This is a genomic window from Pseudomonas sp. FP2294, from assembly GCF_030687625.1.
Classification (GTDB): domain Bacteria; phylum Pseudomonadota; class Gammaproteobacteria; order Pseudomonadales; family Pseudomonadaceae; genus Aquipseudomonas; species Aquipseudomonas shahriarae.
In genome coordinates this window covers 2028266-2054377 of record NZ_CP117441.1, presented here as the reverse complement: position 1 = coordinate 2054377, position 26112 = coordinate 2028266, and the positions used below count along the sequence as shown (strand labels likewise).

Here is a 26112-nt window from a genome sequence, read left to right as displayed (position 1 = left end):
GTGTCCAATTCCACGACCAGCACCCCCCATCGGATTGCCGTGATTCCCGGCGACGGTATCGGCCGCGAGGTAGTGCCCGAAGGCCTGCGCGTACTGCAGGCGGTCAGTCGGCGCTTCGGCATTGCCTTTGAGTTCGATCACTTTGCCTGGTGCAGCGAACACTACTTGGCCCACGGCACCATGATGCCGGACGATTGGGCCGAGCAGATCGGTAGCCATGACGCGATCTTCTTCGGCGCCGTGGGCGCCCCGGACATCATCGCCGACCATACGGCGGTGTGGGAGTCGCTGCTGAAGATCCGCCGTCAGTTCGACCAATACGTCAACATTCGCCCGGTGCGCCTGATGCCCGGCGTGCCCTGCCCGCTCGCCGGCCGTGTGCCGGGGGATATCGACTTTATCGTGGTGCGCGAAAACACCGAGGGCGAATACTCCAGCGTCGGCGGGCGGATGTGGGAAGGCACGCCGCGTGAGATCGCAGTGCAGGAGTCGATCTTCTCCCGCGAAGGCGTGGACCGGGTGGTGGACTATGCCTTCAAACTGGCCCAGCAGCGACCGCGCAAGCACCTGGTGACCGCCACCAAATCCAACGGTATCTCCATCACCATGCCGTTCTGGGACGAGCGGGTGAACCTGATCGCCCAGCGCTACCCGGACGTCAAGACCGCCAAATTCCACATCGACATCCTCTGCGCACACTTTGTGCAGCACCCGGACTGGTTTGACGTGGTGGTGGCCTCCAACCTGTTTGGCGACATCCTCTCCGACCTCGGCCCGGCCTGCACCGGCACCATCGGCATTGCGCCGTCGGCCAACCTCAACCCCGAGCGGCGCTACCCGTCGCTGTTCGAGCCGGTACACGGTTCGGCACCGGACATTGCCGGGCTGGGCGTGGCCAACCCCATCGGACAGATCTGGTCGGCCGCATTGATGATCGAGCATCTGGGCAATGGCGACCCGCTTTACCAAGAGGCCGCAGCAGCCATTGTCTCAGCCATCGAGACGGTGCTTGCGCAAGGCCCGCGCACCCGGGAAATGGGCGGCAGCGCCAGTACGATTGAAGTGGGCGTGGCCATCGCCGAATGCATCGCCGGGAACAGGAGCTGAACATGATCAACGCACATTACATCGCCAACCAATGGCAAGCCTCGACATCCCTGGAAGACATCCCGGTGATCGACCCCAGCAGTGGCGAAAGCTACTCCAGCATCGCCCGTGGCACCGCTGCCGATATCGACGCCGCCGTCAGCGCCGCGCGCCTGGCCGTGGGCGAGACCTTCGACGGGCCATGGGGCTCGTTGTCGGCACTGGAGCGTAGCCGCCTGCTGGCCAGGCTGGGCGCAGCGGTGTTAGCGCATCACGAAGAGCTGGCGCAGATCGAAGCGCGGGACACTGGCAAGGCGCTGAAAGTGGCACGGGCCGATGCCACCGCCCTCGCCCGTTACTTCGAGTATTACGCCGGCGCGGCCGACAAGTTGCACGGCGAGACCCTGCCCTATCAAAACGGCTACACGGTGCTGACGGTGCGCGAGCCCCATGGGGTCACCGGGCATATCATCCCGTGGAACTACCCGATGCAGATCTTCGGGCGCAGCGTCGGTGCGTCCCTGGCGGCAGGCAATGCCTGTGTGGTCAAGCCGGCGGAGGATGCCAGCCTGTCGTTACTGCGCCTGGCGCAGATTGCCGCCGAGGTGGGCTTCCCGGCCGGCGCGATCAATGTGGTGACTGGCTACGGCTACGAGGCCGGAGCGGCGTTGTGCAGCCATCCGGGGATTGATCACATTTCGTTTACCGGTTCCACCATGACCGGCACGGCGGTGTCCAAGGCCGCTGCTGAGCGGCACTGCCCGGTGACCCTGGAGCTGGGCGGGAAATCGCCGCAACTGGTATTCGCCGATGCCGACCTGGACGAAGCCTTGCCGGTGCTGGTCAACGCCATTGTGCAGAACTGCGGGCAGACCTGTTCAGCGGGCAGCCGGTTGTTGGTGGAACGCAGTATCTATGAGGCCCTGGTGGAGCAACTCAGCCAGCGCTTTCGCGAACTGCGCACCGGGCCTTCGGCGCTGGACCTGGATATGGGCCCGCTGATCAACCAGAAGCAGCAACGCCAGGTGCGTGAGTTCGTGCGCGAGGCCGAACAGGCCGGGATCACCGTAGCCGCCCGCGGCCAGGTGGTGGCCGAAGCCGGCAGTGGCGGCTACTTCCAGGAAGCAGTGCTGTTTCGCGATGTGCCGCCCGACAGCCGCCTGGCCCGGGAGGAAGTCTTCGGCCCGGTGTTGGCCGTGATGCCCTTTGACGATGAAGCCGAGGCCATCCGCCTGGCCAACGGCACCGAATTCGGCCTGGTCGCCGGCGTGTGGACCCGCGATGGCGCCCGGCAGATGCGCCTGGCGCGCAAGCTGCGCTGCGGCCAGGTATTCATCAATAACTACGGGGCCGGCGGCGGGGTTGAACTGCCCTTCGGCGGCGTCAAGGCCAGCGGTTATGGCCGGGAAAAAGGCTTCGAGGCCCTGCTGGGCTTTACCACCTTGAAGACCATTGCGATCAAACACGGCTAAGCCATTACAACAACAAGAAAGGAGCACACTCCATGCGTCTAGCAAACAAAGTTGCCATCGTCACCGGCGCTGGCTCCGGGTTTGGCGAAGGCATCGCCAAGACCTTTGCCCAACAGGGTGCGCGGGTTATCGTCGCCGACATGAACGCAACCGGCGGCCAGCGGGTGGTCAATGAGATCGCCGCCAGCGGCGGCCATGCCCATTTCGTTGAGGTCAATGTGGCCAACGACGAAAGTGTGGGCGCGCTGCTGCGCGCCACCCTGGAGCAATTCGGCGGGCTGGATATCGTCATCAACAACGCCGGCACCACCCACCGCAACCGGCCGATGCTGGAAGTGGACGAGGCCGAGTTCGACCGAGTGTTCGCGGTCAACGTCAAAAGCATCTTCCTCAGCGCCAGGCATTTTGTGCCGCATTTTCGCGGCCAGGGCGGCGGCGTGTTCGTCAATATTGCCTCGACCGCAGCGATCCGCCCGCGCCCGGGACTGGTCTGGTATAACGGCAGCAAGGGTGCGGTGGTGGTCATGAGCAAAACCATGGCGGCGGAGCTGGGGCCGGACAATATCCGCGTCAATTGCGTGAACCCGGTGGTCGGCGCAACCGCGTTGCTCAGTGAGTTCATGGGCGTGCCGGACACCCCGGAAAACCGCCAGAAGTTCATGGCGACCATCCCCCTGGGACGTTTTTCCACCCCGCAGGACGTGGCCAATGCCTGCCTGTACCTGGCCTCGGACGAAGCGGCCTTTATCACCGGCACCTGCCTTGAAGTCGACGGTGGGCGCTGCGTGTAACTCAACGACCAAAGGGATCGGAGTCGATATGTGTGACTTACATAACAAGAACGAACCGAACACCAGGCAATTACTCGAAGGCCTGCCCAAGAACTGGGGCAAATGGGGACCGGACGATGAAGTCGGCGCCCTCAACTACCTGACCGAAGCCGAAGTACTGCGCGGTGTCGCTTCGGTGCGCCAGGGCAAGACCTTCACCCTGCAAGTGCAGATCGGCCATCCGGGCGGTGACCCGATGTGGCCGGCGCGCAACCCGTCGATGCGCTTCAATACCCTGGATCACAGCCACTATCACTTCGGCAAGCAACCCGAAATGACCGGCGGCGCGGCGTATTGCGACGATGTGATCTTCATGCAGTTGCAAGGCTCGACCCAGTACGACGCCCTCGGGCATGCCTGGTACGACAATCAACTGTGGAACGGCTACGACGCCATGAGCACCGTCGGCGGCATGGCCAAGGCCAGTGTGCTGGCGATTGCCGAGCGCGGCGTGGTCGGGCGTGCGGTGTTGATCGACATGGCCCGCCATCGCGGCAAGAAATACCTGGGCCGTGGCGAAACCTTCAACCACCTGGACTTGCTGGCCGCCGCCAAGGCCCAGGGGGTGACCATCGAAAAACGCGACATCCTGATCATCCGTACCGGCTCCATGGGCGCGTTCTACGAGTATGGCAAGACCGAGTTCTTCAAGGACCTGGTGGAACCTGGCCTGACCTACAGCCGGGAACTGGTGGAGTGGTTCCACGCCATGGAAATCCCCAACCTGGTGACCGACACCATCGCCAATGAGGTGATCACCGATCCGGTGTCGGGGGTGCAGATTCCATTGCATTGCGCGCTGATGCGCAACCTCGGCATCGCCTTTACCGAGATCGTGCTGCTGGAGGATCTGGCCGCCGATTGTGCCGACGACGGCCAGTGGAAGTTCCTCTACACCGCCGCGCCGTTGAAGATTGTCGGTGGCAGCGGCGCGCCGGTGAATCCGGTGGTGATCAAGTAGCTCACCAATCGTAGGACACGGCCAGGGACGCGGTGCGCTCCTGGCCGTAATAGCAACCAAAGGAGTAGTTGCAGGACGAAACGTACTCGCGGTCAAACAGGTTCTGCACGTTGAGGCTGGCTTCGGCCCCCTTGAATGTGGGGCTGACGCGGCTCAGGTCGTAGCTGACGGTGGCGTCAAAGACCACGAACGACGGGGTCTTGAAGGTGTTGGCCGAGTCGCCGTACTTCTTCCCGGTATACCGCGCACCACCGCCTACGGTCAGGCCGGCCAGGGCATCGCTGGCAAAGTGGTAGTCGGCCCAGGCACTGGCGCTCCACGGCGCCTGCGCCTCGCTGCGGTTGCCCTCGTCGCCGTAGTTGCTCTTGGTATAGATCGCGTCCAGGTACGACAGCGCACTGATCAACTCCACCTGGCCAAACCGGGCCTTGCCTTCAAATTCCACGCCCCGCGAGCGCACTTCGCCTTCCTGCAACTGGTATTCGCGATAGATCAGATCGCCGGTCAGGACGTTTTTCTGTTTGATCTGGAACACCGACAAGGTCAGCAGCGACTGGTCGTTGGGCTGGTATTTGAGGCCTGCCTCATACTGCTCGCCCTCCACCGGTTTATAGGCGCCGCCGCCACGCGCCGGGGCCAGCCGGCCGACGCTGGGCAGAAACGACTCGGCATAACTGACGTAGGGCGCCAGGCCGAAGTCGGTGAGGTAAGTCAGGCCGACGCGACGCGTGAGCTGCTTGTCTTTCTGCGACACCGTGCTGTGGTCCAGCAGGTCGCGATTGATTACTTCGGCCCAGTCTTCACGCAGGCCCATGGTGAGGATGAAACGGTCGAACTTGATCTGGTCCTGGGCATAGAGGCCGGTCTGCTTGACCGTGTTGTTCCACTTGGTGGTCAGTTGCGGCTGGCCAAAGGTGTGGTAGTTGGACGGCTGGTAGAGGTCGATGATTTCTGCGCCGTAAAGGTTGTAGCCCTGATATTTACGGGTGAACTCGCGGTGATCGAAGCCCACCAGCAAGGTGTGTTCCAGGGCACCGGTGGCGAACTTGGCCTGCAGGTTGTTATCGAGGGTGTAGGCGCTGTTGTGTTGGCGCCAGTCGAGCTTGGTGCGGCTGGCGCGGGTGTCGTCGGTGCTGCCATCGGGCAGCTCGACGAAGCGGTTCAGGTAGAAACCTTTGTAGCGGTCGTTGACGTCGGTAAATCGCGCGGTCTGGCGGTATTCCAGGTTGTCGTTGAAGGCATGGGAGAAGTCATAGCCCAGCACATACTGATCGCGAATATAGTTGTTCCAGTCGGAGTCGCCGAGGAAGGTATCGCGGTCGATATGCTGGCCTTTGGAGTTGCGGTACAGGGTGCCGATGGCCGGCAACGCCTGGTAGTCGGCCAGGGATTTGTCACGTTGGATCTGCGCATAGATCGTCAGGGCAGTGTCATCCGTGGGCGCCCAGGTCAGGCTGGGGGCCAGCAAGGTGCGGCTGTCGGTGGCATGGTCGACCATCTCGTTACCGTCGCGGACCAGGCCGATCAGACGGTAGCTCAAGGTTTTTGCCTCATCGAGGGGGCCGCTGAAATCGAGGGCGCCATTGACCCGGTCGTAACTGCCCACGCCAAACTTGACCTGGTGCCGGGCTTCAGTGGTGGGCCGCTTGGACACCAGATTGATCATGCCGCCCGGCTGGTTCTGCCCAAACAGCACTGAGGCCGGGCCCTTGAGCACTTCAATGCGTTCCAGGGTGTAGGGATCAATCTGTGGCGCACCACCGAGGCTGCCGGCGTAAGGCAGGTAAGCGCCATCGAGATACAACAAGGTGGGCGCGAAGCCACGGCTGGTCAGCTCGTCGGCGATGGTGTTGCGATCGGTGTAGCCGTTGGTGTCGACGCCTGGGGTGTAGCGCAGGGACTGGGTCAGGTTGCGTGCGCCCTGGACCTTGACCTGGTCGGCGGTGACCACGTTGACGGTCTGCGGGATCTCCAGGATCGGTGTATCGGTCTTGGTGGCCGTGGCGCTGCGAGTGGCCACATAGCCATCCACCTGGCCCCAGGCATCTTCCGCGACCAGGCCGGTGACGGTGGTGGCGCCAAGGTTCAAGGCGCCGCCTTCGGGCAGCAGGTACAGGCTCCAGGTGCCATTGTCGGTGACGGTCAGGCCCAGGCCGCTGCCGGTCAGCAAGTGTTGCGCGGCCTGTTCGGGGCTGTATTGGCCCTGCAACGCCGGCGCGCGGCGGCCTTGCAGCAAGGCCGGGCTGACCGACAGCGTGCGTCCGCTTTCCCGCGACAGCCGGCTCAGGCTATCGCCGAGGGCTGCAGCGGGCAGATTGAAATATTGCTGGGTGCTGGCGGCCGTATCGGCCAGGGCGGCCACGGGGTGGCCGACCACAGCCAGGGTTACGGCCAGGGTCAACAGGCAGGGACGGATCATCGAGGGTGCCATAGGGTGAGGATGCTCATTGTCAGGTTGGCGTTCCCTAACCTTGACTCGCGAGATCGGCGACCCCCTCACGCTGAGTGAAAATAATTCCCATTGGCTGCTCAGCGCACGTCAATCAGGGTCAACCAGGGGCCGTAGTGACTGATGCGCAGAGGGAAGGTCTGGGCCAGCGACTCCAGGGTTTGCTCCGGATCATCCAGTGGGTACACGCCATAGACGCGTACTTTTGCGGCTTGCTCACTGACCCGCAGCACGCCCCGGCGATACGGCCGCAGGGCGTCGATCAGCAGGCCCAGGGGTTCATCACGGATATCCACGCGACCGTCGCGCCAGTCCGTGCGGCTGCGTACCGAGAGCGGTACCGGGCGCACATCGACATCGCTGAACCACGCGGCCTCCCCCGCCTCTACACGGCGCTGGCTGCCGCCGAGCGTGGTGACCTGGACGCTGTGCAATTGCACCGAGGTCAGGCTGCCGGTGGCCTCCTGGCGCACCATGAATTGCGTGCCCAGGGCCTGGACTTCGCCCTGGGCGGTGGCGATCACAAACGGCCGGCGCGGGTCGGCGGCGACGTCCACGAACACTTGGCCCTCACGCAGGCGCACCAGGCGACGGCTGTCACTGAAGTGGATGTCCACCGAACTGCGGGCATTGAGACTCAGGCGGCTGCCATCGGCCAAAGCGAAAGTCTTGCGCTCACCGGTGGCGGTGTGGCGGTCGGCCCACAGGCCATTGAGCGGCTGGGCGCGATCAAAGATCGCCGCACCGCTGACACCGAACAACACCAGGGCCAGGCCACCGCGCAGCACCTTGCGCCGCGATTCGGAATCCGGCGTCGCCAGGGCCTGGGTAACGGCGCGCAATTGGCCGGGACTGCGGGCTTCGACGCGCTGCAAATCAGCAATCGGCTGCTGCAGCAAACTGCCCACACGCTGCCAGGCAACGGTGTGCTGGGGGTTGGCCCGCAGCCAGGTTTCGAAGGCTTGGCGCAGCACAGGGTCGTCATCCCCAGCCTCAAGGCGTAGCAGCCAATCCACGGCGGCGCGAGTGGTGGCGTCCACCTTGGGGTAACTCATGTCAGGTCCGCCGACTCGGCCAGGCAATGCAGGAAAGCCCGGCGCAGATCGCGCTCTACCGTGGCCAGCGACACGCTCAACTGCTGGGCGATGACGGGCTGCGACAAGCCTTCGAGGCGATTGAGCATAAAGATTTGCCGGACACGCGGCGGTAGGCCGTTGAGCAGGCGGTCGATGCTTTCCAACGCTTCGCGCACCAGGGCCAGGTCTTCTTCCGAAGGGGTATAGGCGTGCGGCAACTGCGCCAGGCTGTCGAGGTAGGTCTGCTCCAACCGCTTGCGCCGCCAGAAGCTGAACAACAAGCGGCGCGCCACGGTACTGAGAAACGCGCGGGGCTCATCGAGTTGATGGAGCTGGCGCGCGTCCAGAATGCGGATAAACGTGTCCTGGGTCAGGTCCGCCGCATCTTGCGGGCACTTGAGCTGACGATACAACCAGGCGCGCAACCAGCGATGGTTGTCGTCATAAAGCGTTGCCAGAAGGACCTTGGGATCGGTAGGAGTAGACACGCGGGCAGCCAAGCACGTTAATGATAATTCATCTCATTATCTGCGCAGACTGCGGCTAAATGCAATTGCTTATCTACCCAGCGAAACCTCGCCCAAGACAGCTTGACGATACTGGCGTTAGACACGAGGGTCGCCCGATGTCTTGGCCGGCGTGGCGTACTGCGGTTTCAGGTGGCCTTGTTGATCGAGCAACCAGGCATCCATGATCTGGCGCACCACCGGGCCTGCCACGCGGCCGCCCGCCTCGCCGTTTTCAATCATCACTGAAATCACGATCCTGGGGTGCTCGGCCGGGGCGAAACCGACGAACAATGCGTTGTCGCGGTTGCGCTCGCGGGTCTTCAGGCGGTTGTAGCGCTCGCCCTGCTTGATTGCCACCACCTGCGCGGTACCACTCTTGCCCGCGATCCGGTACTGCGCACCGGCGGCCGACGCCCGGGCAATCCCGCGCGGGTCGTGCATCACCATTTGCATGCCGTGGTTGACCTGATCCCAGTCGCGCGGGTTCTTGAGGACGATATTGGGCATAGGGTTTTCGTCCGCTGGCGGCACGCCATCGATGGTTTTAGCCAAGTGCGGGCGATTCCACACGCCCTTGTTGGCGATCAGCGCCGTGGCCTGGGCCAGTTGCAACGGAGTGACCTGCATGTAGCCTTGGCCGATGCCGAGAATCACGGTTTCACCCGGGAACCAGGGCTGGCGACGGGTTGCACGCTTCCAGGCCTGGGACGGCATCAGGCCGGCGGATTCTTCGAACATATCCAGGGAGACTTTCTGCCCGAGACCGAATTCGGCCATGTAGTCGTGCAGGCGATCGATCCCCAGCTTGTGGGCCAGGTCGTAGAAGTAGGTGTCGTTGGAACGCATGATGGCGGCGTCCATATCTACCCAGCCATCACCACTGTGGTTCCAGTTGCGGTATTTGTGATCAAAGTCCGGCAGTTGGTAGTAGCCAGGGTCGAAGACCCGGGTCTGGGCGGTGACCACGCCGCTGTCGAGACCGGCGATAGCCACTTCCGGCTTGATCGTCGAGCCCGGCGCATACAAACCGCGCAGCACCCGGTTGAACAAGGGGCGGTCGAGGGAATCATGCAACGCGGCATACTCCTTGAAACTGATGCCGGTGACGAACGAGTTGGGATCGAAGCTGGGTTTGCTGACCATCGCCAGGACTTCGCTGGTTTGCGGGTCGAGGGCCACGACTGAACCGCGACGATCACCCAGGGCTTCTTCGGCGGCTTCCTGGAGCTTGATATCCAGGCTCAGGACGATGTTTTTGCCGGGGACCGGGTCGGTATGCTTGAGCACCCGCAGGACTCGGCCCTGGGCATTGGTCTCGACCTCTTCATAACCCACATGGCCGTGCAACTGCGACTCATAGAAGCGCTCGATGCCGGTTTTACCAATCGACTGCGTGCCACGGTACTCGACCGAATCCAGCTCCTTGGACTCTTTCTCGTTGATGCGCCCCACGTAACCAATGGAATGCGCAAAATGTGCACCCAGTGGGTAGTGCCGCACGAATTGCGGCTCGACCTCCACGCCGGGCAGGCGGAATTCGTTGACGGCCAGTATGGCAATCTGCTTTTCAGTCAGCTCATAGAACAACGTCACGGGCACGAACGGGTGGCGCGCTTGCTTCAGGGCCTTGTCGAAGACGGCGCGGTCTTCGGCTGGCAGGTGCAGCAGAGCGATAATCGAGTCCAGCTCCCCTTTCAGGTCAGTAGCCCGTTCGCGGGTGATGGTCAGGTTGTAACTGGGACGGTTATCGGCCAGGACCACACCGTTACGGTCATAGATCAGTCCGCGGGTCGGAGTGATGGGCAGAACATGGACACGATTGTTTTCGGAGATGGTGGAGTGATAGTCGAACTCCACCACTTGCAGGAAATACATGCGGGCGACCAGGGCGCAGGTGATGGCAAGCACCAATATTGCGCAGGCCAGCAGGCGCTTGTTGACCAGACGGTGCTCTTTTTCGTGGTCTTTGATGGGTATGGCTTCGGGCATTTCTACAGCATCTCGTTGAATAAGGGCGATGCCGCATCCTGCGGTAGAAAAGTCGGTCCCTGGGAAAAGCTGCTGCACCATACCAAATATGACGAAACACTTTGTATTGAATTGACCGAAGGGTAATTGAGGTGGATAGCGGCAGAGTTGCGGGTTAGTTTTTACGCGCGCCTTTTCGACCGCCCAAAACAAAACCCCTGTTTGCGTTAGCAAACAGGGGTTTTGGAATTTAATCTTGACGATGACCTACTCTCACATGGGGAAACCCCACACTACCATCGGCGATGCATCGTTTCACTGCTGAGTTCGGGATGGGATCAGGTGGTTCCAATGCTCTATGGTCGTCAAGAAATTCGGGTACTGAGTCGTGACCAGATGGCCTCGCTTCAGCAAATTGGGTATGTGATAGCTTTCGGTGTTTTGTGAGATTCGAACTTTCGGTTCATTTCGTCTTCACACACCGCAATCTGATGCTTTTGCTTGTTTCCAAGTCAAGAGTAGTCAAATTGCTTGGGTGTTATATGGTCAAGCCTCACGGGCAATTAGTATTGGTTAGCTCAACGCCTCACAGCGCTTACACACCCAACCTATCAACGTCGTAGTCTTCGACGGCCCTTTAGGGAACTCAAGGTTCCAGTGAGATCTCATCTTGAGGCTAGTTTCCCGCTTAGATGCTTTCAGCGGTTATCTATTCCGAACATAGCTACCCGGCAATGCCACTGGCGTGACAACCGGAACACCAGAGGTTCGTCCACTCCGGTCCTCTCGTACTAGGAGCAGCCCCTCTCAAATCTCAAACGTCCACGGCAGATAGGGACCGAACTGTCTCACGACGTTCTAAACCCAGCTCGCGTACCACTTTAAATGGCGAACAGCCATACCCTTGGGACCGGCTTCAGCCCCAGGATGTGATGAGCCGACATCGAGGTGCCAAACACCGCCGTCGATATGAACTCTTGGGCGGTATCAGCCTGTTATCCCCGGAGTACCTTTTATCCGTTGAGCGATGGCCCTTCCATACAGAACCACCGGATCACTAAGACCTACTTTCGTACCTGCTCGACGTGTCTGTCTCGCAGTCAAGCGCGCTTTTGCCTTTATACTCTACGACCGATTTCCGACCGGTCTGAGCGCACCTTCGTACTCCTCCGTTACTCTTTAGGAGGAGACCGCCCCAGTCAAACTACCCACCATACACTGTCCTCGATCCGGATAACGGACCTGAGTTAGAACCTCAAAGTTGCCAGGGTGGTATTTCAAGGTTGGCTCCACGCGAACTGGCGTCCACGCTTCAAAGCCTCCCACCTATCCTACACAAGCAAATTCAAAGTCCAGTGCAAAGCTATAGTAAAGGTTCACGGGGTCTTTCCGTCTAGCCGCGGATACACTGCATCTTCACAGCGATTTCAATTTCACTGAGTCTCGGGTGGAGACAGCGCCGCCATCGTTACGCCATTCGTGCAGGTCGGAACTTACCCGACAAGGAATTTCGCTACCTTAGGACCGTTATAGTTACGGCCGCCGTTTACCGGGGCTTCGATCAAGAGCTTCGCGTTAGCTAACCCCATCAATTAACCTTCCGGCACCGGGCAGGCGTCACACCCTATACGTCCACTTTCGTGTTTGCAGAGTGCTGTGTTTTTAATAAACAGTCGCAGCGGCCTGGTATCTTCGACCGGCATGAGCTTACGGAGCAAGTCCTTCACCCTCACCGGCGCACCTTCTCCCGAAGTTACGGTGCCATTTTGCCTAGTTCCTTCACCCGAGTTCTCTCAAGCGCCTTGGTATTCTCTACCCAACCACCTGTGTCGGTTTGGGGTACGGTTCCTGGTTACCTGAAGCTTAGAAGCTTTTCTTGGAAGCATGGCATCAACCACTTCGTCATCTAAAAGATGACTCGTCATCAGCTCTCGGCCTTAGAATCCCGGATTTACCTAAGATTCCAGCCTACCACCTTAAACTTGGACAACCAACGCCAAGCTGGCCTAGCCTTCTCCGTCCCTCCATCGCAATAACCAGAAGTACAGGAATATTAACCTGTTTTCCATCGACTACGCTTTTCAGCCTCGCCTTAGGGACCGACTAACCCTGCGTCGATTAACGTTGCGCAGGAAACCTTGGTCTTTCGGCGTGGGTGTTTTTCACACCCATTGTCGTTACTCATGTCAGCATTCGCACTTCTGATACCTCCAGCAAGCTTCTCAACTCACCTTCACAGGCTTACAGAACGCTCCTCTACCGCATCATCCGAAGATGATACCCGTAGCTTCGGTGTATGGTTTGAGCCCCGTTACATCTTCCGCGCAGGCCGACTCGACTAGTGAGCTATTACGCTTTCTTTAAAGGGTGGCTGCTTCTAAGCCAACCTCCTAGCTGTCTAAGCCTTCCCACATCGTTTCCCACTTAACCATAACTTTGGGACCTTAGCTGACGGTCTGGGTTGTTTCCCTTTTCACGACGGACGTTAGCACCCGCCGTGTGTCTCCCATGCTCGGCACTTGTAGGTATTCGGAGTTTGCATCGGTTTGGTAAGTCGGGATGACCCCCTAGCCGAAACAGTGCTCTACCCCCTACAGTGATACATGAGGCGCTACCTAAATAGCTTTCGAGGAGAACCAGCTATCTCCGAGCTTGATTAGCCTTTCACTCCGATCCACAGGTCATCCGCTAACTTTTCAACGGTAGTCGGTTCGGTCCTCCAGTTAGTGTTACCCAACCTTCAACCTGCCCATGGATAGATCGCCCGGTTTCGGGTCTATTCCCAGCGACTAGACGCCCTATTAAGACTCGCTTTCGCTACGCCTCCCCTATTCGGTTAAGCTCGCCACTGAAAATAAGTCGCTGACCCATTATACAAAAGGTACGCAGTCACCCAACAAAGTGGGCTCCCACTGCTTGTACGCATACGGTTTCAGGATCTATTTCACTCCCCTCTCCGGGGTTCTTTTCGCCTTTCCCTCACGGTACTAGTTCACTATCGGTCAGTCAGTAGTATTTAGCCTTGGAGGATGGTCCCCCCATATTCAGACAAAGTTTCTCGTGCTCCGTCCTACTCGATTTCATGACTAAGAGATTTTCGCGTACAGGGCTATCACCCACTATGGCCGCACTTTCCAGAGCGTTCCGCTAATCTCAAAGCCACTTAAGGGCTAGTCCCCGTTCGCTCGCCACTACTAAGGGAATCTCGGTTGATTTCTTTTCCTCAGGGTACTTAGATGTTTCAGTTCCCCTGGTTCGCCTCTTAAGCCTATGTATTCAGCTTAAGATAACCATCTTATGATGGCTGGGTTCCCCCATTCAGACATCTCCGGATCAAAGTCTGTTTGCCGACTCCCCGAAGCTTTTCGCAGGCTACCACGTCTTTCATCGCCTCTGACTGCCAAGGCATCCACCGTATGCGCTTCTTCACTTGACCATATAACCCCAAGCAATCTGGTTATACTGTGAAGACGACATTCGCCGAAAATTCGATAATACTCAATTTGAGTAACTCACAAATTTTACCTTAGCCTGATCCGTTACCAGTGAAAGTAACGTTCAGTCTATCTTTCTATCACATACCCAAATTTTTAAAGAACGAACTAGTCAAAGACTAGAAATCAACATTCACCATCGCATGGATGGAATGCTCATTTCTAAGCTTTATACAAACAGAAGCAGTAGTGGTGGAGCCAAGCGGGATCGAACCGCTGACCTCCTGCGTGCAAGGCAGGCGCTCTCCCAGCTGAGCTATGGCCCCGTATTTCTACAGGCGTTTCCCACACAAAATTGGTGGGTCTGGGCAGATTCGAACTGCCGACCTCACCCTTATCAGGGGTGCGCTCTAACCAACTGAGCTACAGACCCAATTTCGGGCTGCTTCTTTCGTCTTCTTCAATGAATCAAGCAATTCGTGTGGGAACTTATGGAGCAGCTGATGTCGTCGATTAAGGAGGTGATCCAGCCGCAGGTTCCCCTACGGCTACCTTGTTACGACTTCACCCCAGTCATGAATCACACCGTGGTAACCGTCCCCCCGAAGGTTAGACTAGCTACTTCTGGTGCAACCCACTCCCATGGTGTGACGGGCGGTGTGTACAAGGCCCGGGAACGTATTCACCGCGACATTCTGATTCGCGATTACTAGCGATTCCGACTTCACGCAGTCGAGTTGCAGACTGCGATCCGGACTACGATCGGTTTTGTGGGATTAGCTCCACCTCGCGGCTTGGCAACCCTCTGTACCGACCATTGTAGCACGTGTGTAGCCCAGGCCGTAAGGGCCATGATGACTTGACGTCATCCCCACCTTCCTCCGGTTTGTCACCGGCAGTCTCCTTAGAGTGCCCACCATTACGTGCTGGTAACTAAGGACAAGGGTTGCGCTCGTTACGGGACTTAACCCAACATCTCACGACACGAGCTGACGACAGCCATGCAGCACCTGTCTCAATGTTCCCGAAGGCACCAATCTATCTCTAGAAAGTTCATTGGATGTCAAGGCCTGGTAAGGTTCTTCGCGTTGCTTCGAATTAAACCACATGCTCCACCGCTTGTGCGGGCCCCCGTCAATTCATTTGAGTTTTAACCTTGCGGCCGTACTCCCCAGGCGGTCAACTTAATGCGTTAGCTGCGCCACTAAGAGCTCAAGGCTCCCAACGGCTAGTTGACATCGTTTACGGCGTGGACTACCAGGGTATCTAATCCTGTTTGCTCCCCACGCTTTCGCACCTCAGTGTCAGTATCAGTCCAGGTGGTCGCCTTCGCCACTGGTGTTCCTTCCTATATCTACGCATTTCACCGCTACACAGGAAATTCCACCACCCTCTACCATACTCTAGTCAGTCAGTTTTGAATGCAGTTCCCAGGTTGAGCCCGGGGATTTCACATCCAACTTAACTAACCACCTACGCGCGCTTTACGCCCAGTAATTCCGATTAACGCTTGCACCCTCTGTATTACCGCGGCTGCTGGCACAGAGTTAGCCGGTGCTTATTCTGTCGGTAACGTCAAAATTGCAGAGTATTAATCTACAACCCTTCCTCCCAACTTAAAGTGCTTTACAATCCGAAGACCTTCTTCACACACGCGGCATGGCTGGATCAGGCTTTCGCCCATTGTCCAATATTCCCCACTGCTGCCTCCCGTAGGAGTCTGGACCGTGTCTCAGTTCCAGTGTGACTGATCATCCTCTCAGACCAGTTACGGATCGTCGCCTTGGTGAGCCATTACCCCACCAACTAGCTAATCCGACCTAGGCTCATCTGATAGCGCAAGGCCCGAAGGTCCCCTGCTTTCTCCCGTAGGACGTATGCGGTATTAGCGTCCGTTTCCGAACGTTATCCCCCACTACCAGGCAGATTCCTAGGCATTACTCACCCGTCCGCCGCTCTCAAGAGAAGCAAGCTTCTCTCTACCGCTCGACTTGCATGTGTTAGGCCTGCCGCCAGCGTTCAATCTGAGCCATGATCAAACTCTTCAGTTCAAACATCTTTGGGCTTTTAAGAAACCCTAAACTTGGCTCAGCAATCGTTGGCTACATCTTTGATTTCTCGCGGAGTAACTTGTGATGCTGATAATCTTGTTGACTATCAGTCTGACTCCACAAGCACCCACACGAATTGCTTGATTCAGTTGTTAAAGAGCGGTTGGTTAAGATCTTTCGTCTCAACCGAGGCGCGCATTCTACAGCAGCCTCATTTGCTGTCAAGTGATTATTTTCAGAAGTTTTCGAGGATTTCCTCAACAACTTCAACCACTTGCGCTTCCGATCTCTCGTTAGCGGGAGGCGAATTCTACAGCGTTACACGCTGCTGTCAACACCTCTTTTTCTCCGCTTTCGACCGAGAGGATCGAAACGTTAATAGAGCCAAACAACACTGCTCTACCAACTCCTTCTGGGCTTCGATGAACTGAAGCAACTCGCTGTCGAATTCTGCGTAACTCTTTGTTTACCAAGGAGTTTTCCGTTTCGACTGCGCCGGAAGTGGGGCGAATTATAGACTTCCAGAATCTGCCGTCAACCTTTAATTTCATTTTTCTATCGAAGAGCCCAGCAACTCTCAAAAACCTCGCCTTCTATATAGAAGGCCCAAGAAATTGAGCAATATATTGCTCAATTGCCAGCAGTTGATCATCATAGTGCCCTCTGCCTCTATATGAACCTGGACAAACACCCCCAATGACCACCTCATCCCGCAGCCTGGGCTCGGCGCTGTTTCCTGTCGGCCTACTGCTGATTGCCATGGCCTCTATACAGTCGGGCGCTTCACTGGCCAAAAGCATGTTCCCGATTGTGGGCGCCCAAGGCACCACCACCCTGCGCCTGGTTTTCGCCAGCATCATAATGCTGCTGTTGCTGCGCCCCTGGCGCGCCAAACTCACCGCCAGGTCACTGCGTACCGTCATCGTGTACGGCATGGCGCTGGGCGGCATGAACTTCCTCTTCTATATGTCATTGCGCACCGTGCCCCTGGGTATTGCGGTAGCCCTGGAATTCACCGGCCCACTAGCCGTTGCCATCTATGCTTCCCGGCGTGCCGTCGACTTCCTGTGGATAGCCCTGGCCATTATCGGCCTGCTGCTATTAATACCCGTCGGTGAAGCAAGCCAAGGCATCGACCTGACCGGCGCCGCCTACGCATTGGGTGCGGGGATCTGCTGGGCCCTCTATATTCTGTTCGGCCAGAAGGCTGGCGCGGACAATGGCGTGCAAACCGCGGCTCTCGGCGTAATGATCGCCGCACTGTTCGTCGCCCCCATCGGTATCGTCCATGCCGGTAGCGCGCTGCTGACACCCGCGCTGATTCCGATCGCCATTGGCGTGGCGATTCTTTCCACCGCCCTCCCCTACACCCTGGAGATGGTCGCCCTGACCCGCCTGCCCGCGCGCACCTTCGGCACGCTGATGAGTATCGAGCCCGCGTTCGGTGCGCTTTCCGGGCTGTTTTTCCTCCAGGAATACCTGTCCCTGGCGCAATGGCTGGCGATCGCCTGCATTATCCTGGCCTCCGTGGGCGCAACGCTGACCATGCGTAGCCAGTCAAAGCCAATCATCGCGGCAGATTGAGACAGGATTTAACGAAGCTCTGGCATTTGCCGCTCAATTAGGCCATGTTTAGGCTGTAACTCAGTGTCAGTCATGGAGATTTTCGAATAAGGACATCCACCGACCCTACACTTGAGAGCGAGCAAAGCCAGCATCGGGCATTCCAACGGCGCGGCTATTAAGGATGGTAATGAAGCGAATTTTGATACTGCTTGTCGTCATCGCCTTGGCTGGGTGTGCCGCAACCACCAAGACAGAAGTCAAACGCGGAAAGAAAGGGCTGCATATCAACTGCTCTGGCCTGTCCTCCTCTTGGGACCAGTGCTACACCAGCGCAGCCAACTCGTGCGGCAAGAAAGGCTACAGAGTGATCGCCAAATCCGGCGACAACAGCGAGGAGCCGGGTGACTACCCCTTCGGCATCAACCCGGCCGGCTATACCAGCCGTAGCATGATCGTGCTCTGCAAGTAAGCGCTCATTCCTGCGAAATTCTCTGACTGAGCTCTTCATAGCTCGATGCAAGTACCTGCGCCTGAACCTGCGGGTCGACCATCATCCTGGCCACCACCAGTGCACCCACACACTGGGATAAGATCGCCCAGGCCAGGCTTTCGCTCTCCAAGGTCCGCGCCCAATTGGCCTGCAGCCGGCAAATCCACTCCTGGGCGTGTTGGCGTACCGCGATATCCGCACGGGCAATTTCCGCGCCCATGCTCGGCAAGGCGCAACCGTCTTGCACTTGCTCCACATGGGCCATGCTCAGATAGAACTTGAGGCAGCGCTGCAGGCGCTCCCGACTCTGCACCTCGCCCACACTCAAACGCTCCAGGCTTTGGCTCAACTCATGCTCGACGATGGAGCTGAACAGCGCGTCCTTGGACGAAAAGTGGCTATAAAAAGCCCCGCCACTCAGGCCAATGGCTTTCATCAGCCCATCTACGCCAACGCTGGCAAACCCTTCTTTTTTCGCCAGGGCCGCACTGCTGTGCAGGAGCTTGTCCCTGGTTTGCTGCTTGTGACTGACTGAATAGCGCATCGCCTCTCCCCTTGAAGACACCACCTTGACGCCTGCCGAATCGTAGCATAACGTTCGTTTAGTTAACGATCGTTTAACCAAGGACTTGCCATGACTGAGAATAAGAAAATCGTACTGGTCGTCGGCGCAGGCGACGCTACAGGCGGCGCCATTGCCAAGCGTTTTGCCCGCGAAGGTTATGTGGCCTGCGTCACCCGACGCAGTGCCGACAAGCTGCAACCCCTGGTGGACAGTATCCAGGCTGCGGGCGGCGAGGCTCACGGCTTTGCCTGCGATGCACGCAAGGAGGACGAGGTGATCGCGCTGATCGAGCAGATCGAAAGCGAGCTGGGTCCGATTGAGGCATTCGTGTTTAACATCGGCGCCAACGTGCCGTGCAGCATCCTCGAAGAAACCGCCCGCAAATATTTCAAGATCTGGGAGATGGCCTGCTTCTCAGGCTTCCTCAATGCCCGTGAAGTGGCCAAGCGCATGGTGACCCGCCAGCGCGGGACGATTCTGTTTACCGGGGCCACCGCCGGGTTACGCGGTGCCGCAGGCTTTGCCGCCTTTGCCGGGGCCAAACACGGTATTCGCGCCCTGGCCCAAAGTATGGCCCGCGAGCTGGGCCCGATGAACATCCATGTGGCCCACGTGGTCGTGGATGGCGCCATCGACACGGACTTCATCCGCGACAACTTCCCAAGCAAATACGCGCTCAAGGACCAGGACGGCATTCTGGATCCCGAGCATATCGCCGACAACTATTGGCACCTGCACCGCCAGCCACGGGATGCCTGGACCTTCGAACTGGACCTGCGCCCCTGGAACGAAACCTGGTAAGCACGCCAACATAACAATAAGCAGCGAGCATCCAACATGAGCAAAACCCTGGAATTTTTCTTCGACCTCGGCAGCCCCACCACCTACCTGGCCTACACCCAACTGCCCGGAATCTGTGCCGAAACCGGCAGCCAACTGGTGTATCAGCCCATCCTGCTGGGCGGCATCTTCAAGGCCACCGGCAATGCCTCGCCCGTCACCATCCCGGCCAAGGGCCGCTACCTGCTGCAAGACCTGGCACGCTACGCCAAGCGTTACGGGGTCCCCCTCAAGTTCAATCCGCACTTCCCCATCAATACCCTGACCCTGATGCGCGCCGTCACCGGCATTCAACTACGCCAGCCAGAACGCTTTATCGACTTCATCGACTGCCTGTTCCGGGCGATATGGGTGGAAGGGCGCAACATGGGGGATCCGGCAGTCGTAGCGGCGGTGCTGGCGCAACACCACTTCGACCCTGCCCAGGTGCTGGAGCTGACCCAGGATGAGGAGGTCAAGGACGCCCTCAAGCACAAGACCGAAGAGGCGATTGCCCGTGGCATGTTTGGGGCGCCTGCCATGTTTGTCGGCCAGCAACTGTTCTTCGGCCAGGATCGCCTTGACTTTGTCCGCGAAGCCTTGAGTTAAGCCTGCAAGCCGCTCGCCGGCCCACGCCTGCGAGCGGCCAGGCCTTATATAGCTGCCGTGCGCAACTGCAACCATTCCAGCGCGGCGCCGCTGAGCAACGGGCTCAAGCGTTGACGCACCTCGGCATGGTAGTCGTTGAACCACTGTCGCTCCTCGATCGTCAGCAGGGACGGTACCAGGCAACGGGTATCAATCGGGCACAGTGTCAGGGTTTCGAACTTGAGGAACTCGCCGAACTCGGTCTTGCCCGCCTCCCGGTTCAACACCAGGTTCTCGATACGCACCCCCCAACGCCCTGGGCGGTAGGTACCCGGTTCAATGGAGGTGATCATGCCCGGCTGCATCGCAGTTTGCGGCGCGGCCGCCGCCTGGTAGGCAATCACCTGCGGGCCTTCATGGACATTAAGGAAGTAGCCCACCCCGTGACCGGTGCCGTGACCATAATCCACGCCTTCGGCCCAGATCGGTGCGCGGGCGATGGCGTCCAGCAATGGCGAGAGGATGCCCTTGGGAAACTGCGCGCGCGACAAGGCAATCACGCCCTTGAGCACCCGCGTGCAATCGCGCTTTTGTTCCTCGCTCGGCGTGCCGATGGGCACCATCCGCGTGATATCTGTGGTGCCGCCCAGGTACTGGCCGCCCGAATCAATCAGCAGCAGGCCATCGCCTTCGATCACCGCGTGTTCTTCTTCGGTGGCATGGTAATGGGGCATCGCGCCATTGCCATTGAACGCGGCGATGGTATTGAAGCTCAACGACACATAATCCGGGCGACGGGTACGCGCGGCCGTCAGGTGTTCATCAATGGTCAGCTCAGTGATGCGCTCGCGGCCCAAGGCCGAGTCCAGCCAGGCGAAAAACTCGCACAACGCCGCGCCATCCTGCTCCATGGCCCGGCGGATATGCTCGGCATCCGCCAGGCTTTTACGGGACTTGGCCAATGTGGTCGGGTTGAGGCCTTCGACCAGCTTCACGCCACTGGCCAGATTCTCCAGCAGCCCCGCCGTCACGCGTGCAGGGTCCACCTGCAGGCTGGCCCCGTCCGGCACTTCAGCCAGGGCCGCGGCCACTTCACTGTAGTCGCGCAGCGTCACGCCATCCTGTTCCAGCACCCCACGCAACTGGGCATCGACCTTGCCGAGGGCAACAAACAGCGTGGCCTGCTGTTGGTTGATCAGGGCGAACGAGACAAACACCGGGTTGAACGAAACATCTGCGCCGCGCAGGTTAAACAGCCAGGCGATGTCATCCAGGGTGGCAATAAAATGCCAATCCGCGCCCTTTTCCTTCAGGCTGGCGCGCAGTGCCGCGAGCTTTTCGCCTCGGCTGACGGTGGCCTGGGGCGGCAAGTGCTGGTAGATCGGCTGGTTGGGCAGCGCTGGGCGGTCGGTCCAGACCTCGCTCAACAAATCAATATCGGTACGCAGGCGCGCGCCCCGCTCAGCCAACTTGCCGCCCAGGGTACGGGCCGACGCAACAGCCATCACCGCGCCATCCACTGCCACCACTCCGCCTTCCGGGGTTTGCTCCCCCAGCCACTCCAGCGGACCGGGCTGCCCCGGTTGCAACTTCACCAACTCAATGCCGCTGCCGTTGAGTTCCTTGGTCGCCTGCTCCCAGTAACGGCTGTCTGCCCAGACGCCGGCGAAATCAGCCGTGACAATCAGCGTGCCGACCGAGCCATGAAACCCCGACAACCATTGCCGGCCCTGCCAGTAGCCCGGCAAGTATTCGGACAGGTGCGGGTCGGCCGATGGCACCAGCAGGGCATCAATGCCCTCCCGCTTCATCAACTCGCGGGTGCGCGCCAGGCGCTGGGGAACCGTTCCATGGGGCAAAGGCTGCGTACTCATCATCTCTCCTGCTAAGCACTCATAATTGTTATGTATTTCAAACCGCCCAAAAGGCCGGTGCGCTGGCCAACGAGTTCTTGATCAATTGCACCGCCTGATCGATATCCTGCCCGGTGGTAAACCGCCCCAGGCTCAAGCGAATGGTGCGACCGGCACTGCGCGCATCATGCCCCAGGGCAAGCAGTACATGGGAGGGCGCATTGCTGGCTGAATTGCAGGCAGAGGTCGCCGAAAAAGCGATCCCGGCGCTCAAGGCCGCCGAATTGAACTCGCCTTCGCTGAAGGTCAGGCTCAAGGTGTGGGGGATCCGCTGGGTGGCGCTGCCGTTCAGGCGCACGCCGGGAATGTCCAGCAATTGCTCAAGCAAACGCTGGCGCAGGGCGACAATACCTGCCGACTCTTCGGCAAAGGATTGCGCGGCCAACGCGAAGGCACTGCCCATGCCTGCAATCTGGTGAGTCGCCAGGGTTCCCGAGCGCAGCCCGCCTTCGTGACCACCGCCGTGGATCTGCGCCGTGACGTTCTGCTGCGCCCGCGGCCCGACATACAGCGCACCGATGCCTTTGGGGCCATACAGTTTATGCGCCGAAAACGACATCAGGTCCACCGGCCAGTGCGCCAGGTCGATCTCGACTTTGCCCGCCCCTTGCGCCGCGTCCACATGCAGCAGCGCACCATGATCACGCACCCGCGCACCAATGGCCGGGATGTCGTTGAGCGTGCCCAACTCATTGTTGACCAGCATCAACGACACCAAAAACGTGTCTTCGCGCAGCGCCTGGCTGACCGCCTCGACGGTAATCAGGCCATCGGCATCCGGCACCAGGTAGGTCACGGCAATCCCGGCTTGCTGCAATTGGCGGGCGGCGTCCAGCGTTGCCTTGTGCTCGATCTGACTGGTGATGATATGGCCACCGGCCACGCCCCGCGCCTGGGTCACACCCTTGAGCGCAAGGTTGTTGGATTCGGTAGCACCCGAGGTCCAGACGATCTGCTCGGCCTGGGCGCCGACCAACTCCGCCACCTGACGGCGCGCTTGCTCGACCGTGTGCCGGGCCTGTTGGCCAAACGCATGGGAGCTGGACGCAGGGTTACCGAAATTGGCGTTGAAACCCAGGCACTCGACCATGACCTGGATGACCCGCTCATCCACCGGGGTGGTGGCGGCGTAGTCAAAATACAGAGGACGTTTATTCATGACGTTTAGAGACCCGCAGAGCATGTTCCCGAGATCAGCGTCTCAGGGGCAGCGACCAGTACAGAGTTCGTCAGGTTAACCTGATCGGATGCCGTTAAAGAAAGACCACTTTATTTAAAAGTGCGTAGGAACGCTCCTGAAATTGAGCTTAACAGGCTCGACGAAAAGGATGGAAAACAAAAAGCCCGAAGTTCCTGTACGGAACCTCGGGCTCTGGGACACCGCAGTTTGTCTCAGCTCGGACGGTCATGCAGGGTGACGTTGCGCTCGGCATTCATTGCACCCTGGCGATCAAAGCCCATTGGCGCCTGTGGCCGGGCTGCGAGTTCAGTTTTCTTCTGTTGATATTCATCAAACGACAAACCCCGCCGGTTCAGCCCTTCCATTGCCAATTGCCGGCTCTCCTCGGCGGAGTACGGGCGCAATTCAGGCGCCGGATGGCTCGCACAACCAGCAAGAAAAGAGGCGACCAGCAACAAGGCAACAGAAAGTGAATGGTTCATGACGAAGGTCCTGCGAATTGGGCGTTGAGGCAATGGACACAGGCTACTCCCGCCTTTTCATCGGGAAAAATCATCCTCTGTGATAGTCGCTATCAGTCAATCCTTCATATTTCTTTTTGTTCTATAAATATACAAACACATTTGTTTACGGAATAAAAAAGACCCTCTATAACAGACTCCCAGCGTCGCAACTGCCTCCACGAGCCGCTCGGCCTCGCCACTGAACGCCTGCAAGCGGCGCAGGCCTGGTACGAGGTGGCGCACCGCGTTGGGCCAGCCCCTGCCGACATCCACGTCCTATTCCTTGAGGTGCCCATGCAGCTTTTAACCCTTGCGCCCTCGCCCGCACTCGCCACGTCGATTCGCGCCACCGCGCAAGTCTTCGAAGACCCCAAATCCCGGGCCTTGCTCGCGCATATCCAGCAAGTGGCGCCCAGCGAAGCCAGCGTGCTGATCATCGGCGAAACCGGCACCGGCAAAGAGCTGGTGGCCCGCCATATCCATAACCTCAGCGCCAGGCGCAACCGACCGTTCGTGGCGGTGAATTGTGGGGCGTTTTCCGAATCCCTGGTGGAAGCGGAGTTGTTCGGCCATGAAAAAGGCGCGTTCACCGGCGCTCTCGGCGCCAAGGCTGGCTGGTTCGAGGAGGCCGACGGCGGCACCCTTTTCCTCGATGAGATCGGTGATCTGCCCATGGCCATCCAGGTCAAGCTGCTGCGCGTCCTGCAAGAACGCGAAGTGGTGCGCCTGGGCTCACGCAAGAGCATTCCGATTGATGTGCGGGTGCTGGCGGCGACCAATGTGCAACTGGAAAAAGCCATCAATGCCGGGCATTTCCGTGAAGACCTGTACTACCGCCTGGACGTGGTCAGCCTGGAACTGAGCCCCTTGCGCGAACGCCCCGGCGATATCCTGCCCCTGACCCGGCACTTTATCGACACCTACAGCCAGCGCCTGGGCTACGGCCCCATCACCCTCAGCCCCGAAGCCGAGCACAAGCTCAAGGGCTACAGTTGGCCGGGCAATATCCGCGAGCTGGAAAACGTCATTCATCACACCTTGCTGATTTGCCGCAATGGCCTGATTGAACGCGATGACCTGCGCCTGTCGAACATGCGCATCGAGCGCCAGGATGATAGCCAGCACAGCCTCGACCACAGTGCCGAAGCCTTGCTGGAGCGTGCCTTCCAGAAACTGTTTGACGAACAGGCCGGTGCCTTGCATGAGAAAGTCGAGGACGCATTGCTACGCGCCGCCTACCGCTTCAGCCACTACAACCAGGTACACACCGCCAACCTGCTGGGCCTGAGCCGCAATATCACGCGTACGCGCCTGATCAAGATCGGCGAACTGGCGGTCAACAAGCGCCGCCCAGAGGGAAGCCTGCAAGGTGAGCGCATGCTGCATCTATCGATATAGGCTGCACGCCAACGCGTTGTCGGCGCTGCGCTCGATACTGCGCAGCACCTGGAATGAACCGAAGGTCACGGCAGTAGCCTGATGGGCACGAATCAATGCCCAGAAGTTCTCGCCCTCGCTCTCCAGCCGCTGGAACGCCGTGGCACCGTCTTCGCGGGCCTGCCATTGCAGGTAGTTGAGCACCCGCCGCCCGTCATCACTGACCAGCACACTGGCACTCAGAAACCCCTCATGGCCTTGGGCCAGGCGCTCGCTCTGCTCGGACAGCGCCAACACCAGCGCGGACTGCTGCCGGGGCTCGATCTGAAACTCGATCACTTGGGTAAAACCATGACTTTTCACTGAAGCTTGCATGACAAATCCCCTTTAGCTGTAGGTGCCACGCAGGGTAAAACCTCTAGTTAAGTTAAGGTCAAGCCTCTGTTTGAGAAACTGTTGAATGCACCTTTACAGGGCAGTCGTCGGTTGCCCGCAGGCCACGAATGGCCTGACCTATAGTGAAAAGACCGGAAGACCCGGCCCCTCCCCCCCTCAAGGAGAGCGAAATGAGCGTTAAACCCATTCCCGATGGCTACCACAGCATCACGCCCTACCTGGGCATCGACAAGGCAGCTGAAGCCATCGAGTTCTACCAAAAAGCCTTCGATGCCACCGTTTTCATGCGCCTGGACATGCCAGACGGCAAGGTCGGCCATGCCGAACTGCGCATTGGCGATTCGCCGATTATGCTGGCCTCGCCCTGTGATGAAATGGCCTTCGGCAGCCCTGGAGCGCACCCCACCAGCGTTGGCCTGCATCTGTATGTGAAGGACGTCGACGCGCAGTACAAACAGGCGATCGCGGCAGGCGGCACGGCGATTTCCGAACCCAAGGATCAACTCTACGGCGACCGCTCCGGCACGTTGAGGGATCCCTTCGGGCACGTCTGGTTCCTCGCCACTCATATAGAAGAGCTGACCGAGGAACAGATTCACAAGCGCGCCAAAGAGCTGTTTGCATAAGCCCCGATCCCCTAAAGCCCGCGCGGGGCTGCGTAGCGGCCCCGACCAGCAAGACCACCTGACTCTTGCAGAAACATCGAGTAGCCAGGTTTTGGGGCTGCTGCGCAGCCCAACGCGGGCAAGCCCCCTCGCCACACTTTTTTGTGCTGACTAACTGAACAGCAATGAGCCCCAACAGGGGGTTCCCGCGCACCTGAAACATTTGCTTTCATTTGCGCCTTAGGGTTTTGCGATTCTCATCCGTCTTAACTTA

General features: G+C 59.1%; 19 protein-coding genes, 2 tRNA genes and 3 rRNA genes. 10 read left to right on the top strand and 14 right to left on the bottom strand.

All coding sequences use genetic code 11. From position 1 onward, the window contains the following. Genes PSH73_RS09260 through PSH73_RS09245 form a run of 4 tightly spaced genes read left to right on the top strand, consistent with a single transcriptional unit; the run spans window position 1 to window position 4349 of the window. On the top strand, window positions 1–1107 hold the full coding sequence (locus PSH73_RS09260; protein ID WP_305462290.1) for a tartrate dehydrogenase: 1107 nt from the start codon (window positions 1–3) through the stop codon (window positions 1105–1107). 2 nt (window positions 1108–1109) lie between these two features. After that, window positions 1110–2558: an aldehyde dehydrogenase family protein gene (locus PSH73_RS09255; RefSeq protein WP_120732451.1), complete on the top strand. Its 1449-nt coding sequence runs from the start codon at window positions 1110–1112 to the stop codon at window positions 2556–2558. A gap of 32 nt (window positions 2559–2590) precedes the next feature. Further along, window positions 2591–3349 (top strand): SDR family oxidoreductase, encoded by a 759-nt coding sequence (locus PSH73_RS09250; RefSeq protein ID WP_120732449.1) that lies wholly within the window; start codon window positions 2591–2593, stop codon window positions 3347–3349. Window positions 3350–3377: 28 nt separating this feature from the next. Beyond that, window positions 3378–4349 (top strand): cyclase family protein, encoded by a 972-nt coding sequence (locus PSH73_RS09245; RefSeq protein ID WP_057439132.1) that lies wholly within the window; start codon window positions 3378–3380, stop codon window positions 4347–4349. A gap of 1 nt (window position 4350) precedes the next feature. On the opposite strand, the gene PSH73_RS09240 is transcribed toward PSH73_RS09245, so the two are convergent. The 9 genes from PSH73_RS09240 to PSH73_RS09200 all read right to left on the bottom strand — a co-directional run bounded on the left by PSH73_RS09240 (window position 4351) and on the right by PSH73_RS09200 (window position 15836). Beyond that, a complete protein-coding gene (locus PSH73_RS09240) occupies window positions 4351–6768 on the bottom strand; it encodes a TonB-dependent siderophore receptor (RefSeq protein ID WP_370693723.1) in 2418 nt (805 codons plus the stop codon). Between the two features lie 110 nt (window positions 6769–6878). After that, window positions 6879–7853, bottom strand: a complete 975-nt coding sequence (locus PSH73_RS09235) for a FecR family protein (protein WP_057959047.1) — start codon at window positions 7851–7853, stop codon at window positions 6879–6881. After that, entirely contained in the window at window positions 7850–8362 is a 513-nt protein-coding gene (locus PSH73_RS09230) for a sigma-70 family RNA polymerase sigma factor (protein ID WP_057439140.1), read from the bottom strand. The genes PSH73_RS09235 and PSH73_RS09230 overlap by 4 nt, the downstream gene beginning before the upstream one ends. A gap of 117 nt (window positions 8363–8479) precedes the next feature. Next, complete coding sequence (gene mrdA, locus PSH73_RS09225; RefSeq protein ID WP_305462287.1) at window positions 8480–10372, bottom strand: penicillin-binding protein 2; 1893 nt, start codon at window positions 10370–10372, stop codon at window positions 8480–8482. A 233-nt stretch (window positions 10373–10605) separates the two neighbouring features. Further along, window positions 10606–10721, bottom strand: a 5S ribosomal RNA gene (gene rrf / locus PSH73_RS09220). A gap of 172 nt (window positions 10722–10893) precedes the next feature. Further along, window positions 10894–13787, bottom strand: a 23S ribosomal RNA gene (locus PSH73_RS09215). A gap of 248 nt (window positions 13788–14035) precedes the next feature. Beyond that, window positions 14036–14111: transfer RNA gene (locus PSH73_RS09210), tRNA-Ala, on the bottom strand. 30 nt (window positions 14112–14141) lie between these two features. Beyond that, window positions 14142–14218 (bottom strand) — tRNA-Ile (locus PSH73_RS09205). Window positions 14219–14299: 81 nt separating this feature from the next. Next, window positions 14300–15836, bottom strand: a 16S ribosomal RNA gene (locus PSH73_RS09200). The 16S, 23S and 5S rRNA genes sit together here with 2 tRNA genes alongside, the layout of an rRNA operon. A gap of 696 nt (window positions 15837–16532) precedes the next feature. Here PSH73_RS09200 and rhtA point away from each other — a divergent pair. Further along, window positions 16533–17420 (top strand): threonine/homoserine exporter RhtA, encoded by an 888-nt coding sequence (gene rhtA / locus PSH73_RS09195; RefSeq protein WP_057441473.1) that lies wholly within the window; start codon window positions 16533–16535, stop codon window positions 17418–17420. Between the two features lie 169 nt (window positions 17421–17589). After that, complete coding sequence (locus tag PSH73_RS09190) at window positions 17590–17871, top strand: hypothetical protein (protein WP_057445083.1); 282 nt, start codon at window positions 17590–17592, stop codon at window positions 17869–17871. Window positions 17872–17875: 4 nt separating this feature from the next. Here PSH73_RS09190 and PSH73_RS09185 read toward each other — a convergent pair whose 3' ends face one another. Continuing rightward, window positions 17876–18436, bottom strand: coding sequence for a TetR/AcrR family transcriptional regulator (locus tag PSH73_RS09185; protein ID WP_057441472.1), 561 nt, complete (start codon window positions 18434–18436; stop codon window positions 17876–17878). A gap of 90 nt (window positions 18437–18526) precedes the next feature. Here PSH73_RS09185 and PSH73_RS09180 point away from each other — a divergent pair, with 90 nt between their 5' ends. After that, on the top strand, window positions 18527–19258 hold the full coding sequence (locus PSH73_RS09180; RefSeq protein WP_057441470.1) for an SDR family oxidoreductase: 732 nt from the start codon (window positions 18527–18529) through the stop codon (window positions 19256–19258). A gap of 36 nt (window positions 19259–19294) precedes the next feature. Beyond that, on the top strand, window positions 19295–19885 hold the full coding sequence (locus PSH73_RS09175) for a 2-hydroxychromene-2-carboxylate isomerase (protein WP_057441468.1): 591 nt from the start codon (window positions 19295–19297) through the stop codon (window positions 19883–19885). Window positions 19886–19929: 44 nt separating this feature from the next. On the opposite strand, the gene PSH73_RS09170 is transcribed toward PSH73_RS09175, so the two are convergent. From PSH73_RS09170 to PSH73_RS09160, 3 genes are all read right to left on the bottom strand, one after another. Then, window positions 19930–21738: an aminopeptidase P family protein gene (locus PSH73_RS09170; protein ID WP_057960202.1), complete on the bottom strand. Its 1809-nt coding sequence runs from the start codon at window positions 21736–21738 to the stop codon at window positions 19930–19932. 37 nt (window positions 21739–21775) lie between these two features. Then, on the bottom strand, window positions 21776–22936 hold the full coding sequence (locus tag PSH73_RS09165) for a cysteine desulfurase family protein (RefSeq protein WP_305462285.1): 1161 nt from the start codon (window positions 22934–22936) through the stop codon (window positions 21776–21778). A gap of 233 nt (window positions 22937–23169) precedes the next feature. Continuing rightward, window positions 23170–23439, bottom strand: a complete 270-nt coding sequence (locus tag PSH73_RS09160) for a hypothetical protein (RefSeq protein WP_128593913.1) — start codon at window positions 23437–23439, stop codon at window positions 23170–23172. A gap of 315 nt (window positions 23440–23754) precedes the next feature. Between PSH73_RS09160 and PSH73_RS09155 the strand changes: the two genes are divergently transcribed. Beyond that, a complete protein-coding gene (locus tag PSH73_RS09155) occupies window positions 23755–24858 on the top strand; it encodes a sigma-54-dependent Fis family transcriptional regulator (RefSeq protein WP_128593912.1) in 1104 nt (367 codons plus the stop codon). On the opposite strand, the gene PSH73_RS09150 is transcribed toward PSH73_RS09155, so the two are convergent. Further along, entirely contained in the window at window positions 24847–25212 is a 366-nt protein-coding gene (locus PSH73_RS09150; RefSeq protein ID WP_169990667.1) for an antibiotic biosynthesis monooxygenase, read from the bottom strand. The two genes, PSH73_RS09155 and PSH73_RS09150, sit on opposite strands and share 12 nt — an antisense overlap. A gap of 191 nt (window positions 25213–25403) precedes the next feature. Between PSH73_RS09150 and PSH73_RS09145 the strand changes: the two genes are divergently transcribed. Further along, the gene (locus PSH73_RS09145) at window positions 25404–25859 is read left to right on the top strand and encodes a VOC family protein (RefSeq protein ID WP_200660791.1); all 456 of its coding nucleotides are present in this window, start codon (window positions 25404–25406) and stop codon (window positions 25857–25859) included. Window positions 25860–26112: the final 253 nt, after the last annotated feature.